Source organism: Bacillus sp. FSL K6-0138, assembly GCF_037982765.1.
Taxonomy (GTDB): domain Bacteria; phylum Bacillota; class Bacilli; order Bacillales; family Bacillaceae; genus Bacillus; species Bacillus glycinifermentans.
Genome location: NZ_CP150286.1, coordinates 1,763,390 through 1,776,908, shown reverse-complemented (window position 1 = coordinate 1,776,908; position 13,519 = coordinate 1,763,390). Strand labels below are relative to the sequence as shown.

At 45.8% G+C, this 13,519-nt stretch carries 15 protein-coding genes and 1 pseudogene; 5 read left to right on the top strand and 11 right to left on the bottom strand.

The genetic code is table 11. The features are described from left to right. Positions 1 to 34: 34 nt before the first annotated feature. Positions 35 to 1,153: a flavodoxin-dependent (E)-4-hydroxy-3-methylbut-2-enyl-diphosphate synthase gene (gene ispG / locus MHB78_RS09535; RefSeq protein ID WP_099047060.1), complete on the top strand. Its 1,119-nt coding sequence runs from the start codon at positions 35 to 37 to the stop codon at positions 1,151 to 1,153. A gap of 41 nt (positions 1,154 to 1,194) precedes the next feature. Here the strand turns inward: ispG and MHB78_RS09530 are convergent, their stop codons facing one another. Next, positions 1,195 to 1,569 (bottom strand): hypothetical protein, encoded by a 375-nt coding sequence (locus MHB78_RS09530; RefSeq protein WP_046130004.1) that lies wholly within the window; start codon positions 1,567 to 1,569, stop codon positions 1,195 to 1,197. A gap of 138 nt (positions 1,570 to 1,707) precedes the next feature. On the opposite strand from MHB78_RS09530, the gene MHB78_RS09525 reads away from it, so the two are divergent. Continuing rightward, positions 1,708 to 2,292: a nucleotidase gene (locus MHB78_RS09525; RefSeq protein WP_046130005.1), complete on the top strand. Its 585-nt coding sequence runs from the start codon at positions 1,708 to 1,710 to the stop codon at positions 2,290 to 2,292. Between the two features lie 48 nt (positions 2,293 to 2,340). Here the strand turns inward: MHB78_RS09525 and MHB78_RS09520 are convergent, their stop codons facing one another. From MHB78_RS09520 to MHB78_RS09505, 4 genes are all read right to left on the bottom strand, one after another. Continuing rightward, on the bottom strand, positions 2,341 to 2,769 hold the full coding sequence (locus MHB78_RS09520; protein WP_046130006.1) for a Fur family transcriptional regulator: 429 nt from the start codon (positions 2,767 to 2,769) through the stop codon (positions 2,341 to 2,343). Continuing rightward, a complete protein-coding gene (locus MHB78_RS09515) occupies positions 2,747 to 3,607 on the bottom strand; it encodes a metal ABC transporter permease (protein ID WP_046130007.1) in 861 nt (286 codons plus the stop codon). The genes MHB78_RS09520 and MHB78_RS09515 overlap by 23 nt, the downstream gene beginning before the upstream one ends. Next, positions 3,601 to 4,383 (bottom strand): metal ABC transporter ATP-binding protein, encoded by a 783-nt coding sequence (locus MHB78_RS09510; protein ID WP_046130008.1) that lies wholly within the window; start codon positions 4,381 to 4,383, stop codon positions 3,601 to 3,603. Before MHB78_RS09510 ends, MHB78_RS09515 begins: the two co-directional genes overlap by 7 nt. Before the next feature lie 145 nt (positions 4,384 to 4,528). Beyond that, the gene (locus MHB78_RS09505; RefSeq protein ID WP_046130009.1) at positions 4,529 to 5,410 is read right to left on the bottom strand and encodes a YitT family protein; all 882 of its coding nucleotides are present in this window, start codon (positions 5,408 to 5,410) and stop codon (positions 4,529 to 4,531) included. A 131-nt stretch (positions 5,411 to 5,541) separates the two neighbouring features. Here MHB78_RS09505 and MHB78_RS09500 point away from each other — a divergent pair, with 131 nt between their 5' ends. Then, positions 5,542 to 5,802 (top strand): DUF2624 domain-containing protein, encoded by a 261-nt coding sequence (locus MHB78_RS09500; protein ID WP_046130045.1) that lies wholly within the window; start codon positions 5,542 to 5,544, stop codon positions 5,800 to 5,802. A 14-nt stretch (positions 5,803 to 5,816) separates the two neighbouring features. On the opposite strand, the gene MHB78_RS09495 is transcribed toward MHB78_RS09500, so the two are convergent. Further along, positions 5,817 to 6,710, bottom strand: coding sequence for a deoxyribonuclease IV (locus MHB78_RS09495; protein ID WP_046130010.1), 894 nt, complete (start codon positions 6,708 to 6,710; stop codon positions 5,817 to 5,819). 11 nt (positions 6,711 to 6,721) lie between these two features. After that, positions 6,722 to 8,041, bottom strand: a complete 1,320-nt coding sequence (locus tag MHB78_RS09490; protein ID WP_046130011.1) for a DEAD/DEAH box helicase — start codon at positions 8,039 to 8,041, stop codon at positions 6,722 to 6,724. Positions 8,042 to 8,297: 256 nt separating this feature from the next. Here MHB78_RS09490 and vrrA point away from each other — a divergent pair, with 256 nt between their 5' ends. Together vrrA and MHB78_RS09480 are read left to right on the top strand one after the other, a co-directional pair. After that, entirely contained in the window at positions 8,298 to 8,993 is a 696-nt protein-coding gene (vrrA, locus tag MHB78_RS09485) for a VrrA/YqfQ family protein (RefSeq protein ID WP_046130012.1), read from the top strand. A gap of 123 nt (positions 8,994 to 9,116) precedes the next feature. Further along, the gene (locus MHB78_RS09480; protein WP_046130013.1) at positions 9,117 to 10,061 is read left to right on the top strand and encodes a 4-hydroxy-3-methylbut-2-enyl diphosphate reductase; all 945 of its coding nucleotides are present in this window, start codon (positions 9,117 to 9,119) and stop codon (positions 10,059 to 10,061) included. 22 nt (positions 10,062 to 10,083) lie between these two features. Here MHB78_RS09480 and MHB78_RS09475 read toward each other — a convergent pair whose 3' ends face one another. The 4 genes and pseudogenes from MHB78_RS09475 to MHB78_RS09460 form a co-directional block, all read right to left on the bottom strand. Further along, a complete protein-coding gene (locus MHB78_RS09475; RefSeq protein ID WP_046130014.1) occupies positions 10,084 to 11,205 on the bottom strand; it encodes a Nif3-like dinuclear metal center hexameric protein in 1,122 nt (373 codons plus the stop codon). After that, positions 11,198 to 11,914, bottom strand: coding sequence for a tRNA (adenine(22)-N(1))-methyltransferase TrmK (locus MHB78_RS09470; protein ID WP_231947500.1), 717 nt, complete (start codon positions 11,912 to 11,914; stop codon positions 11,198 to 11,200). Before MHB78_RS09470 ends, MHB78_RS09475 begins: the two co-directional genes overlap by 8 nt. Positions 11,915 to 11,992: 78 nt before the next feature. Further along, on the bottom strand, positions 11,993 to 12,718 hold the full coding sequence (locus MHB78_RS09465; RefSeq protein WP_046130016.1) for an endonuclease V: 726 nt from the start codon (positions 12,716 to 12,718) through the stop codon (positions 11,993 to 11,995). 68 nt (positions 12,719 to 12,786) lie between these two features. Beyond that, positions 12,787 to 13,169, bottom strand: a pseudogene (locus tag MHB78_RS09460) (immunity 50 family protein). Between the last annotated feature and the right edge of the window lie 350 nt (positions 13,170 to 13,519).

Below are 13,519 nucleotides of genomic sequence, written 5' to 3'. Positions count from 1 at the left end.
GAGCAGCGCCTCTAGAATTATACTTAAGGAGCGAATCAAAGTGAGTGAAATCACACATCGTACAAAAACGCGCCCTGTTAAAGTAGGGCCTTTAACAATAGGCGGCAACAACGAAGTCGTGATTCAAAGCATGACAACGACAAAAACACACGATGTCGAAGCAACGGTTGCCGAAATCAAGCGGCTTGAAGAAGCCGGCTGTCAAATCGTCCGCGTTGCCTGCCCGGATGAACGGGCTGCAGACGCCATTCCTGAGATCAAAAAAAGGATATCCATCCCGCTCGTCGTGGATATTCATTTCAACTATAAACTGGCCTTGAAAGCGATTGAAGGCGGGGCCGATAAAATCCGCATCAATCCCGGAAATATCGGGCGCCGCGAAAAAGTCGAAGCAGTCGTCAACGCCGCAAAGGAAAAAGGGATTCCGATCCGCATCGGCGTCAACGCAGGTTCTCTTGAAAAACGAATCCTTGAGAAATACGGTTATCCGACAGCGGACGGCATGGTCGAAAGCGCCCTCCATCATATCAAGATTCTTGAGGATCTCGATTTCCACGACATCATCGTCAGCATGAAGGCATCAGATGTCAACCTTGCCATTGAAGCCTATGAAAAAGCGGCAAAAGCCTTTGACTATCCGCTTCATCTCGGAATCACCGAATCCGGAACATTGTTTGCCGGCACGGTGAAAAGCGCAGCGGGTCTTGGCGCGATCCTTTCAAAAGGAATCGGAAACACCCTCCGCGTTTCCTTGAGCGCTGATCCGGTTGAAGAAGTCAAAGTCGCAAGGGAACTGCTGAAATCATTTGGACTCGCTGCAAATGCGGCCACACTGATTTCCTGCCCGACATGCGGACGGATCGAAATCGACTTGATCTCGATCGCAAACGAAGTCGAAGAATACATCGCCAAAATCAAGGCCCCGATTAAAGTAGCCGTTCTCGGCTGCGCTGTAAACGGTCCCGGTGAAGCCCGGGAGGCGGATATCGGCATTGCAGGCGCCCGCGGCGAAGGCCTTCTTTTCCGGAAAGGCGAAATCGTCCGCAAAGTTCCGGAAGAAACGATGGTCGAAGAACTGAAAAAAGAAATCGACAAACTGGCGGAAGAGCATTATGCCAAACAAGCCGCCGAAAAGGAAAAATTAAACACGTAACCATCAAAAAAAGCTTGACGGATATCCGTCAAGCTTTTGTATTAGAAAAACGGGGCTACAAATATGCCGAGCACTAGCGAAACGGCACCGATCCCCATCGCCCAAGCTCCCAAGCCAGCTGCTCCTTGTCTTCTGGCAATATAGCCGACAATGATTCCTGCGATTCCCAACAGAACAGGAAGCATAAACAAAGAAATAATCGACAGAGCTAACGCGATATATCCGGTAATCCTTCCGCCGGCGGCATCTGCATCTCGATCCCTTGCGCCATTATCGCTTTTTTCTGTGCGATACGGCTGCGGGGCAACTTCTGCTGCCGTTTCTTCTAAAAAGTCATCACGATCCAAATTTGCATCGACTAGGTTACTGTCATAACGATCACGGTTATGATCATTGACATTTTGTCCTCTTTCCATTCGTTATCCCCCCTCTTAGAGTCCATAAAGGAGCATTTATAGTTTAAGCATTTTAGACTGATTCATGTTTGCTAAACTTTACTGTAAATGTTAAAAGTTTATGATACACTGAAGGAATGGAGAATAAGGAGTGTGGACATGTTACATTTAGGAATCGATATTGACGGTACGATTACGGCTCAAGACACATTTGTTCCCTATTTAAACGAGGCGTTCAGCCTGTCCATTACGCTGGAAGATATAAAGGAATATGACTTGACAAAACTTTTGAATATATCTGGTGAGGAATTTTGGGAATGGATGAACGAAAACGAGCCGCGCATTTATAGAGAAGCATCGCTTGCGGAGTACGCCAAACAGACCCTTGATGAATTAAAAGATCACTGCAGGCTGATCTATATTACGGCAAGAAGACACCATTTGAAGGATATTACGTTCGATTGGTTTCGCAAAAACGGCGTTCATTACGACGATATTGAGCTAGTCGGCGGCCATAATAAGCTGGAAGCTGTTTTGAAACACGGAGTGGATGTTTTCTTTGAAGACCATCACGGGAACGCAACTATGATTGCAAAAGAAGCCAATATACCGGTCCTTTTGTTCAACACCCCGTACAATCAGCTTCCGACCGACTCCAACATCGTCAGAGTCAACAGCTGGCTGGAAGCTGCGGACTGGCTGAAAAACAACCGGAAAGCCCTCGAAACGGCCAAAGGCATATAAGTTGCTCATCATAAAAAAACCGGCATAAACGTGTATGCCGGTTTTTGCTTATACTTCCGCGCTTTTTTCCTCACAGCCGGGACATGTGCCGTAAATTTCAAACTTATGCCCGCTGATCTGATAACCGTCAAGATTGTCTGTAAGCTTTTCCATCGGACACAATTCGATTTCCTTTGTTTTTCCGCAGGCCATGCAAATGAAGTGATGGTGGTGATGGGCGGAAGAACATTTAAAACGGAACATCTTCTCCCCTGAAAGCTCGGTCGTTTCCAAAATGCCGAGCTCCTCAAATAGGGACAGATTTCTGTAAATCGTATCAAAGCTCAGGCCCGGATAATCATCGTTTAAAGCGGAAAGCACGTTTTTCGCCGTTAAATATTTATCAGAATCACTGAAAAGCTGAAGCATATCCTCCCTTTTGCTTGTGTATTTATAGCCTTTTTCCTTTAATAGATCAAGCGCTTCCTGTACGTTCACGGCGAATCCCCCTTTTGATTTTGTTGTAGCTGATACACAATATCAGTATGAGAATGGACAGCAGCACGATCGTTCCCCCCGGGGCGAGATCCAATTGATAAGCAAGGATAAGCCCGAGAATGACGGACAGTTCCCCGAACAAAACAGAAAAGAAGATCGCCTGTTTAAATCCTTTTGCAATGCGCATGCTGGCCGCGACGGGAAGCGTCATCAGCGCGGAAACGAGCAATGTGCCGACGATTCTCATCGAAGCGGCAATCACGAGCGCGACGATCAGGATAAAGATAAAATGAATCCATTTGGCTGAAATTCCCGACGCTTTGGCATGCTCTTCATCAAACGAAAGCAAAAACAGCTCTTTAAAAAGAGAAAAAATGACGATCAGAACGGCGGCAGAAATTCCGATGATCACGAGAAGATCCTCTCTTGACACCGCGCTGACGCTGCCGAATAAATAGCTGAACAAATCTGTGTTAAATCCGTCCGCAAGCGAAATGAAAATAACGGAAATACCGATGCCTCCCGACATGATAATCGGAATCGCAAGCTCCTGGTAATGTTTATATACCGTCCTGAGTTTCTCGATGATTAAAGAGCCTGTAACTGAGAACAGCATCCCGAAATAAATCGGACTGACGCCGGCAAGCATCGTAAACCGGCTTCCTAAATAAAGGCTTGCCGCAATCCCTGCCAACGAAACGTGGCTGAGGGCGTCGGCAATCAAAGACAGCCGTCTGACGACGATAAACACCCCGAGCAAAGGAGCGATAAGGCCGATTAATAAACCGGAAATAAATGCGTTTTGCAAAAACTCATAATGAAAAAAAGGTGTCAGCATGTTTCTTGTCCTCCATGGTGATGGTGATCGTGGCTGAGTGCCTGGACATCGTGCCCGTAAAATTGCGAAAGGTCCCGATCTGTCACCTGTTCAAATTCGTTTGCATTGCCATGAAAATGAAGATGTTTATTCATGCAGGCAACATGTGTAACTTTATCGGAAACGGTGCCTACATCATGGGTGACGAGAATCAATGTAATTCCTTTCTCCCTGTTCAGCTTCTCAAGCAGGCGATAAAAGCTTTCAACCGTCAGCTGATCAACCCCGACCGTCGGCTCATCGAGAATCAAAAGCTTAGGCTCGCTTACAAGGGCTCTTGCGATAAACGTTCTCTGCTGCTGTCCCCCTGATAGCTCGCCGATGTTCTTGCCTTTAAGGGAACCGATTCCAACAGCGTCAATCGCCTCATCCACTTTTTTTCTATCCTCTTTTGACATTCGTTTAAACAGGCCGAGCTTGGCGGTTAAACCGCTTGCCACCACTTCGTACACAGAAGCGGGAAAGCCGGTGTTAAAGCTGTTTGCCTTTTGTGAGACAAATCCGATCTGGTTCCAGTCCTTAAACTTTTTCTGGGGGACGCCGAACAGTTTCAGTTCTCCTTTTTGCGGTTTAATGAGCCCGAGAATGCATTTGAGCAATGTCGTTTTTCCCGAGCCGTTCGGACCGACCAAGCCGAGAAACGTCCCTTCCTCAATGGTTAAATTGATATCTTCTATCACATTTCGATGATCATAAGAATATGATACATGTTTCATCTCGATAATCGGTTGTTTCAATTTTCGTTCACCTTCACATTCTCCAGAATCATTACGATTTAGCAAACAAAAAGAAAATGGCAGCCTAATGCAGCAAACCATTTTCATCGTTTGACCAGTTCATTTTTAAATTATACATATAATCTTTAAAAAAGTAAATGAAAGCCTAATGAATGGCGTTTTTAAACTTTCCGCCTCTTGTTTCGTGCGTATCCATAATCGTAATAAACGCGTTTCTGTCGATTTCAAATACGATTGACTTCAGCTTTGTGACTTCAAGCCTTGTCACCACGGCATAGATCACTTCCGTATCTTCATCCGAATAGCCGCCTTTTCCTTTCAGCTTTGTCGTTCCCCTGCCAAGACGGTGCAAAAGGGCGTCGGAAATCTCCTCGTACTGATCTGACACAATGATGACCGCTTTCGTTTCGTCAAGCCCCTGAATGACGGCATCGATCGTCTTCATCGCGATGTAGTACGTCATAACCGAATACATCGCCTGCTCAAGGCCGAATATGAAAGCGGCCCACGCAAAAATAAAAACGTTGACGAACATGACGAATTCGCCTACTGAAAACGGGAGTTTTTTTGTGAACAAAATCCCCAGTATTTCCGTTCCATCCATAGAACCGCCGTTACGAATAACAAGCCCTACGCCGAATCCGAGCAAAAGCCCTCCGAAAACGGCTGCCAAAATGGGCTGAGTCGTAACCCCTTCTACATGATGCAACATCGTTTCAATTACTGATAAGCTGACAATCCCGATGATCGTGGAGATAAGAAACGTTTTTCCGATGTGCTTGTAGCCGGAAATCATAAACGGGATGTTGAGAACCACGACGAACAGCGCAAAGTTCAAATAAGGGTTGTCCTTGAAAATGTGATCCAAAATAAGCGAAATTCCGATGATGCCCCCGTCGATGATGTTGTTTGGTACTAAAAATAATTCAATGCTTAAGGCTGCACAGGCAGCACCGATGAGAATCATGATGATCCGAAACGACAGGCGGACCAATGATTCCTTTTTATGTTGTTTTTTTGTTGCCATGCTGTCTCTCCTTTTTATCTGAACTGGCCAAATCTACTCCTTTTACTATCATATCATTTAACAGCGTGAAATAAAAAAATGACACATTTTTAATTTTCCGCCATACATTATTTCAGAAGGGAGGAATGGGCGTGATTTTATTTCAGAAAATCGTATTGCAGCGCTTAAATCAGGTAACTGCCGATGAGGTGCTCAAATACGCAAAACAGTACGGAATACATGTGACTAGAAAGCAAGCGCTCGAAGTGGAAAAGCTCGTAAACGGAAAAAACATTAACATTTTTAATGAAAAAGAACGGAACAAACTGCTCAGCCAAGTGGAAGCCGTAACTTCAAAAGAAGCCGTTCAGCTGCTCAACCAGCTGTTTGAACAGTATGTATCAAGGGGCTAAAAAAGCCCCTTGTATTATTGCTGTTTGATTTTCTCCAACAGTTCAGCATCAAATTGTTTGTTTCTGAGCATTTCGATTTCAAAGCGGTATGGCGGCTTTTTGTTCTTCTTATCTTCCCCGACATAAGGCGTCTCAAGGATTTTCGGTATGTCCTGAAGCTGATCGTGGTGGACGATATATTGAAGCGCATCAAAGCCGATTTCTCCAAAGCCGATGTTTTCGTGGCGGTCTTTTCTTGCTCCTTTGACATTTTTGCTGTCGTTGATGTGGAGCACTTTTAAACGGTCGATTCCGACGATTTTGTCAAATTCATTTAATACACCGTCAAAATCAGAGACGACATCATAACCTGCATCATGGGTATGGCACGTATCAAAGCAGACCGACAAATGCTCGTTATGTGTGACGCCATCAATGATCTGAGCGAGCTCTTCAAATGTCCGTCCGCATTCAGATCCTTTGCCTGCCATCGTTTCCAGAGCGATCTGGACATCCTGGCCGGGATCGATGACTTCGTTCAGCCCCTCGATGATTTTTTTTATGCCTGTTTCCGCCCCGGCTCCGACGTGTGCCCCCGGGTGAAGAACGATCTGCTTGGCTCCGATGGCTGCCGTCCTTTCGATTTCAGAACGGAGAAAATCGACGCCGAGCTCAAATGTCGCCGGATTCGTCGTGTTGGCAATATTGATGATATACGGCGCATGAACGACAATATCGCTGATTCCGTGCTCTTCCATGTGAGCCCGGCCCGCTTCAATATTCAAATCCTCGATTTTTTTCCTGCGTGTGTTTTGCGGAGCGCCCGTGTAAATCATAAACGTATTGGCGCCGTATGAGCTTGCTTCCTGGCTGGCCGCAAGCAGCATATGCTTTCCGCTCATTGAGACGTGAGAACCGATTTTCAACAAAGCTGTTTCCCCTACTTTCCTTTTCTAAATTGCTTTCTCTTTTGCTGTCTTTTGATTTTATTGATTTCCGTCTTCATTTTTTTCTTGTAGCCCGGCTTGACTTTTTTCGGTTTTCTGACAAGCCGCTTGGCGATTTCATCCGTTTCATCCGGAGTGCGCTTGCGGTTTTGCCGGCGCTTTCTGTCATCAATCTTTTTCCACTCGCCTTTTTCAAGCCTCATGTTTTCAAAAATAATCCCCATCTGTTCAAGCCTTGCGAGCGCATCTTCATCAGAAGTATCATAAAACGTCATGGCCGTTCCCGATGTGCCGGCGCGCGCCGTCCGGCCGACACGGTGCACGTAAAAATCGAGATCTTCCGGCAGCTCATAGTTGATGACATGGCTGACGCCTTTTATATCGATGCCTCTTGCGGCCAAGTCTGTAGCGATGATATAGGTGAATTCAAGATCGCCGATCTGCTTCATCACTTTTTTGCGCTCCCTCGGTGTCAGACCGCCGTGAAGAAGCCCGACTTTCATTCCCTTGTCGGCAAGAAATGCGGCGATTTCGTCAGCCGTCGTCTTCGTATTGGCAAAAACGATCGCCAAATACGGATTTAAATGAGTCATAACCTCTAATAAAAGCTGATTTTTATCCCTGTGCCTCGACGGAATCAGGATGTGCTCTATTTTTTCCGCCGTGATATGCCGCGGTTCGACGTGCGCATACTTCGGATTTTCCATATACTTTTTCAGAAAAGGCTTCAGCTTTTCCGGGATCGTCGCGGAAAACACGAGCATCTGCAGGTTCTCAGGCATATTGGAGCCGATAAAATCGACGTCTTCCAAAAACCCCATATCGAGCATTAAATCGGCCTCATCAATGACGAGCGCATCCGCTTTATGGACGTCAAGCGCCTGTTCCCTGATCAAATCGGCGATTCTGCCTGGCGTTCCGACAACAAGGTGGGGCTGCGTTTTTAATTTATCGATTGATTTTTGCTTATCCGTACCGCCGATAAAACATTTTGAGCGAATCCCATCATCCGGTCCCGAAAACTTGGTGATTTTCAACACTTCCTGATGAATCTGGTTCGCGAGCTCCCTTGTCGGCGCCGTAATCACGGCTTGAACAAATGTTTTGTCAGGATCGATCCGGCTTAGGATCGGCAGCAGATATGCATGGGTCTTCCCCGTCCCCGTCTGAGACTGCCCGATGGCACTCTCTCCTTTCAGCGCTGAAGGGATCAGCCTTTTTTGAATATCAGTCGGCTCGTAAAATCCCAATTGGTGAACAGCCTCTATGATAAACGGCTTTAAATCGTACATGTCAAATTTCGTTTGCTTCATTTTCCCAACTCCTTCTTGGAAAGCGCCTATTTATAGCGTCCCAAGCTTTATCCTATATGGCTGAATTGTGCGCTTATGTATCCTTTTTTATGCCGTGCGGCTCAAAAAAAGGCTGGTATCATGTCCATCATTAAATTATAACTGATCCTGCGGAAAAAAACCATCATCACAGACGGAATCGGGCACGGGGGCAAAAGCACTTTATGAAGGACCTGCATATCCTACTTTAGAGAAGGATGTGAAAGGAGGTACAAATATGTTTCCACAACAGCCTATGAGAAGGCCTCCGGGGCTGCAGAGACCGAGCAGGCTGCTCACTCCCAGAAACATGGGCATGAGAACGGGGCCGGCCGCCGGGCAGCAGCAAGGACTCCAGCAGCTTTTTAATCCGATGGGCACAGCCCAGCAGGCCGGAGCACGCGGAGGAGGAATACAAGGATTTCTTTCCAGGTTTCTTCCCGGAGGACCAGCCGCTTCGGGGGGCACCGGAGCAGGACTCGGCGGAAGCGGAGCAGGAGCGGGACTTGGCGGAACGGGGAGCGGACTCGGCGGGCTCCAAGGACTTGCAAACCCGGCTTCTATCTCAAACATGCTCGGCAATGTGCAAAAAGTGCTTGGCGTGGCTCAGCAAGTGACGCCGATGATTCAGCAATACGGCCCCCTCGTACGCAACCTGCCGGGCATGGTCAAAATGTTCAGACAGCTGAACTCTGCCGACGATGAAACAAGCGAAAGCGAAGAAGAGCAAGAAACCGAATCACCGGAATCGTCCGAATCTGAAAAAAGCGGTGAAACTGGCAAAGCCGCGGAACAAAGCAAGAACTCTTCCAAACCGGAAAAATCGAAAAAACCGGAAAAATCAAAAGCGGAAAGGAGCGGTCAAAAATCCAGCCGGCCTGAATCCCCAAAAAGAACAAATGAAGGAGCATCAATCCCGAAACTGTATATATAACATTCTTTGATATCTCCTAAAGGATCGGATATAATGGGGTCTATAGAGACTGTGAGAATATAAGCCGTTTTTGCGGCTTTTTATCATGTCCGGCTCTTACTTCTTTTTAGGAGGACTACTAGAATGAACGTTATTAAAATTTCTCCGCGCGGCTACTGCTACGGTGTCGTTGACGCCATGGTGATCGCCAAAAACGCGGCTCTTGATAAAAGCCTGCCAAGACCCATCTATATTTTGGGAATGATTGTTCACAATAAACACGTAACAGACGCATTTGAGAAAGAAGGCATCTATACTCTGGACGGTCCGAACCGGCTTGAGATTTTAAATAAGGTCGACAAGGGAACCGTTATATTCACCGCCCACGGCGTATCGCCCGAAGTCCGAAGAGCGGCTGAGGAGAAAGGACTTGTTGCTATTGATGCGACCTGTCCCGATGTGACGAAAACCCATGATTTAATCAGGGAAATGAAAGCGAAAGGCTACCATGTCATCTATATTGGCAAAAAGGGCCATCCTGAACCGGAGGGCGCCGTCGGCGTTGCGCCCGATATCGTTCACCTTGTCGAAACCGAAGAAGACGTCGAGCGCCTGACTGTTGATGCAGACAAATTGATCGTCACAAACCAGACAACCATGTCACAATGGGATGTCCACGACATTATGGAAAAAGTGAAAGAGAAATATCCTCATGTCGAATTCCACCAAGAAATTTGCCTGGCGACCCAGGTTCGGCAGGAAGCGGTCTCTGAACAAGCGAAAAAAGCCGATTTGACCATCGTCGTCGGCGATCCAAAAAGCAACAATTCGAACCGTCTTGCACAGGTCTCTGAGGAAATCGCCGGCACGAAAGCATACCGGATCGGAGACTTAAGCGAATTAAAGCTGGAATGGCTTGAAGGAGTGGATACGGTGGCCGTGACGGCGGGAGCGTCAACGCCGACGCCGATTACTAAAGAAGTCATCCGCTTTTTAGAGCAATTTGATCATAATGATCCGTCCACATGGAAAACCAGTCATGAAGTCCCGCTGCAAAAAATATTGCCGAAAGTAAAGTCAAAAACCTGAGGCCATCTGCCTCAGGTTTTTCTTATAGAAAGACAAACGGATTAGTATCGGTTTCTGAAGGGAAAATGCGGACCTCGTATTTTTTCTCTGCACACATTTCCGAAAGCTTTTGGGCGACGCCTTGTTTCATAATGTGTTCGGCGTAATGCCCTGGATCTACGACATTCAGGCCGAGCGCCATCGCATCGTGTGCGGTATGGAAATAAAGGTCTCCTGTTACATATACATCGGCACCCATCCGTTTTGCGGCGTAAATATACTTGTTTCCGTCACCGCCGAGCACGGCTACTTTTTTCACTTTGGAATCGGGTTTTCCCACCATCCGCGCTCCATTCGCATGAAGCCTTTCCTTTACATGGCGCGCAAAATCAGCAAGCGTCATTTCCTCTTTCAGAGTGCCGATCCGCCCGAGCCCTTTTTGCAGCGGGTTTTGTTCGACCGGGTAAATGTCGTAGGCGACTTCTTCATACGGATGAGCCTTCTTCATCGCCGTTAATACGGCCTTTTCAAGGCTTGACGGGTAGACCGTCTCAATCCTGGCCTCTTCAACCCGTTCAAGCTTTCCGGATTGGCCGATAAACGGGTTTGCTTCTTCAAGCGGACGGAAGCTGCCGACTCCTTCTGAGGAAAAAGCGCAATGGCTGTACGCCCCGATATGGCCGGCTCCCGCATTCCCAAGAGCCGTCCTGACTTGTTCTTCATAATCTTTCGGCACATAAACGGCAAGCTTTTTAAGCGGCTCTTCATACGTCGGAACAAGCACCTTTGTATCCTCAAGACCAAGAGCTTCTGCCAGCATGTCATTGACACCCCCGTCAGCCACGTCGAGGTTCGTATGGGCCGCATAAACGGCAATGTCATGTTTCATGCATTTTTCAATCAGTCTTCCGCCCGGCTGATCTGTCACGATATTCTTCAGCGGCCGAAAGACCGGAGGGTGATGTGCAATGATTAAATCTACGTTTTTCGCAATCGCTTCATCCACAGTTTCTTCAAGTACGTCAAGGGTTACCATGATGTTTTTGACGTTTTTATTAAGCGTCCCGATCTGCAGGCCGATTTTATCTCCTTCAACGGCCAAAGACTTCGGGGAAAACTGTTCAAACAGTTGGATCATTTCTTGACCGTTCACCAACTTACCCACGTTCTAAAACCTCCTTTAAAATCTCAATCCGCTCTGACAGCTCATGCAATTTTTGCTGATTTTCCATGCTTGGGGCAGCGCCTTTAATTTGTTGATGAATGTTTTTCAGATGTTCAAGCTCTTGGGACCATTTTTTTATAAAAACGGCGCTTTTTTCTTTAGCCAAAAATGGACCTACAAGCAAGCCAGCCTCAAAAGAAATGTCTTCGTATGCCGCATCCTTATCGCCGATTTCGGCTGCAAGAATCTCATAGTATTTCCCGTCTTCTTCTAGGATGTCTTCGCTTATAAGCGCATAGCCTTCTTTATGCAGCCATTCTCTAATATGGTAAGCGTGAATATTCGGCTGCAAAATCAAGCGTTCCCTGCCCGTCAGCTTTTCCTTTCCCGACTCCAGAATGTGAGCAATGAGCGATCCCCCCATTCCGGCTATCGCAATCGCATCTACTTCGCCTTTTTGAATAACTTCAAGCCCGTCCCCTTTCCGCACCGAAATAAGCGAACTTAAATTTAATTTCTCAACCTGCTGTTTCACAGAAAGAAAAGGTCCATCCGTAATTTCACCGGCGATCGCAGCGCTTGCCAGATCATTCAGCACACAATAGCAGGGAAGATAAGCATGGTCAGATCCTATATCCGCCATCACTGCCCCTTTTGGTATGTATTCCGCTACAGTCTGCAGCCTTTTTGATAATTTCATTTCATTCACAATCATCACAACTTTTCTGATTCATTTTTCCTTTACTATCATATAAAAAAACGGGTTGGTTTCCAAGCCGGTGCGAATTTACTCAGCAAGTTTTTTATTTTCCCGATAATATTTTCTTAAAACGTGTGTCTCAAGATCAGCCAGCCGAACGGGAATCGGCAGTCTGCTTTCTTGATTGACCAGGCTCATCGCAATTTGATAACTGCTTTCTAAATCAATGAAGTTTCCGCATGATAAAAAAACGGGTTTCACGCCTTGCCTCGTCCGCAAAGCCCGCCCGTAAACCTCACCGTCAATCACCATGTCTGTATAAGCGCCGGCTCTATCGTCAGGCATCTCAAAGTCGGTTTGTTTGATTCTCAAGTAAGTCTTCGCAATACCGACAGTTGGTTTATTCAAAAAAAACGATGCGTGTGTCGCAATCCCCATATGGTTATGATGCAAATAACCGTTTCCGTCAAATAAAAAAACATCAGGTTCAGCCGTTAGCTTTTTTGCCGCTTCAATGATAAGAGGCAGCTCCCTGAACGCAAGAAATCCCGGAACATACGGCACATTGATTTTCCCCACGCTATGAACTTTTTCAATGATATTCTTGCTGTTGACATCCAACACTACTATACTGCAGACACCGACTGATTCGCCACCTTCTTCCCAATAAGCTAAATCGACACCTGCGCAGGTTTTTAAAGAATCGGCAGTTATCGATTTTGTTAACTGAATTTGGCTTTTAAGCTCCATTTGCAAAGTTAAAAAAGCATCTTCATTATTCAAGTGAAAATCGTGGATATTGTTTACTTGCATGTTTTAAACCGAACTCCCTTATCTAATTTATCCGATCAGGACATCACAAAGCAAAGACTCTCATATATTTATGTATCTAATAATCCGGGAGAGATCCTGTCAATTCTTGCCCATTCAAAAATACATTCAATCTGCATTTGATTAAGACATTTAATTTTTAATGAATTTGCAGTCTATCTATTTCAAATTGATTGATTATATTGTCCGTACCAATATCTTTTATGTTTAAATGACGCACGCCTATAAAGGACATGTCAATATAGATTACATCCCACTTATCCCACCGTTTTGGTTTATTCTCAACTTTCTCTTCTGTCATAAGTCTAATCAATAAACAAGGACCGTCTCTTCTAAGTTCCACATTCATTAATTCTGAACCGGTGAATTCAGGCATATCCCCAAATATGTTGGTCATTGCCTGGGGATTCATGAATTTTGCTTGGCTGATCATATTGTAAATTCCACGTTTTTCATTTCCTTTCACACTATTTCTTGTGCATGTCAGTAATGTAATCGTTGGGAGAATTTTGATATGGGGTACTTTGACTTAAGAATGATTAATTGACTTTTAATTTTCAGCCTCGAAATATAAAGAACGTTGTCCCCATTTTATCGATATATTTACGAGTGTATGTAAACGGTCTTCTTTCTCAGATATATGTAATATGTCTATGTTCATGATGTCGGATTGGGTATCGTCATCACATGTCGGTCAACTTCCAGCTGCTGAACAAGCTTTTGCACTTTCCTTCTGTCACTTTTGCCTTCTTTTTTAAAAAAACATTCATTCTTCTCCTACTA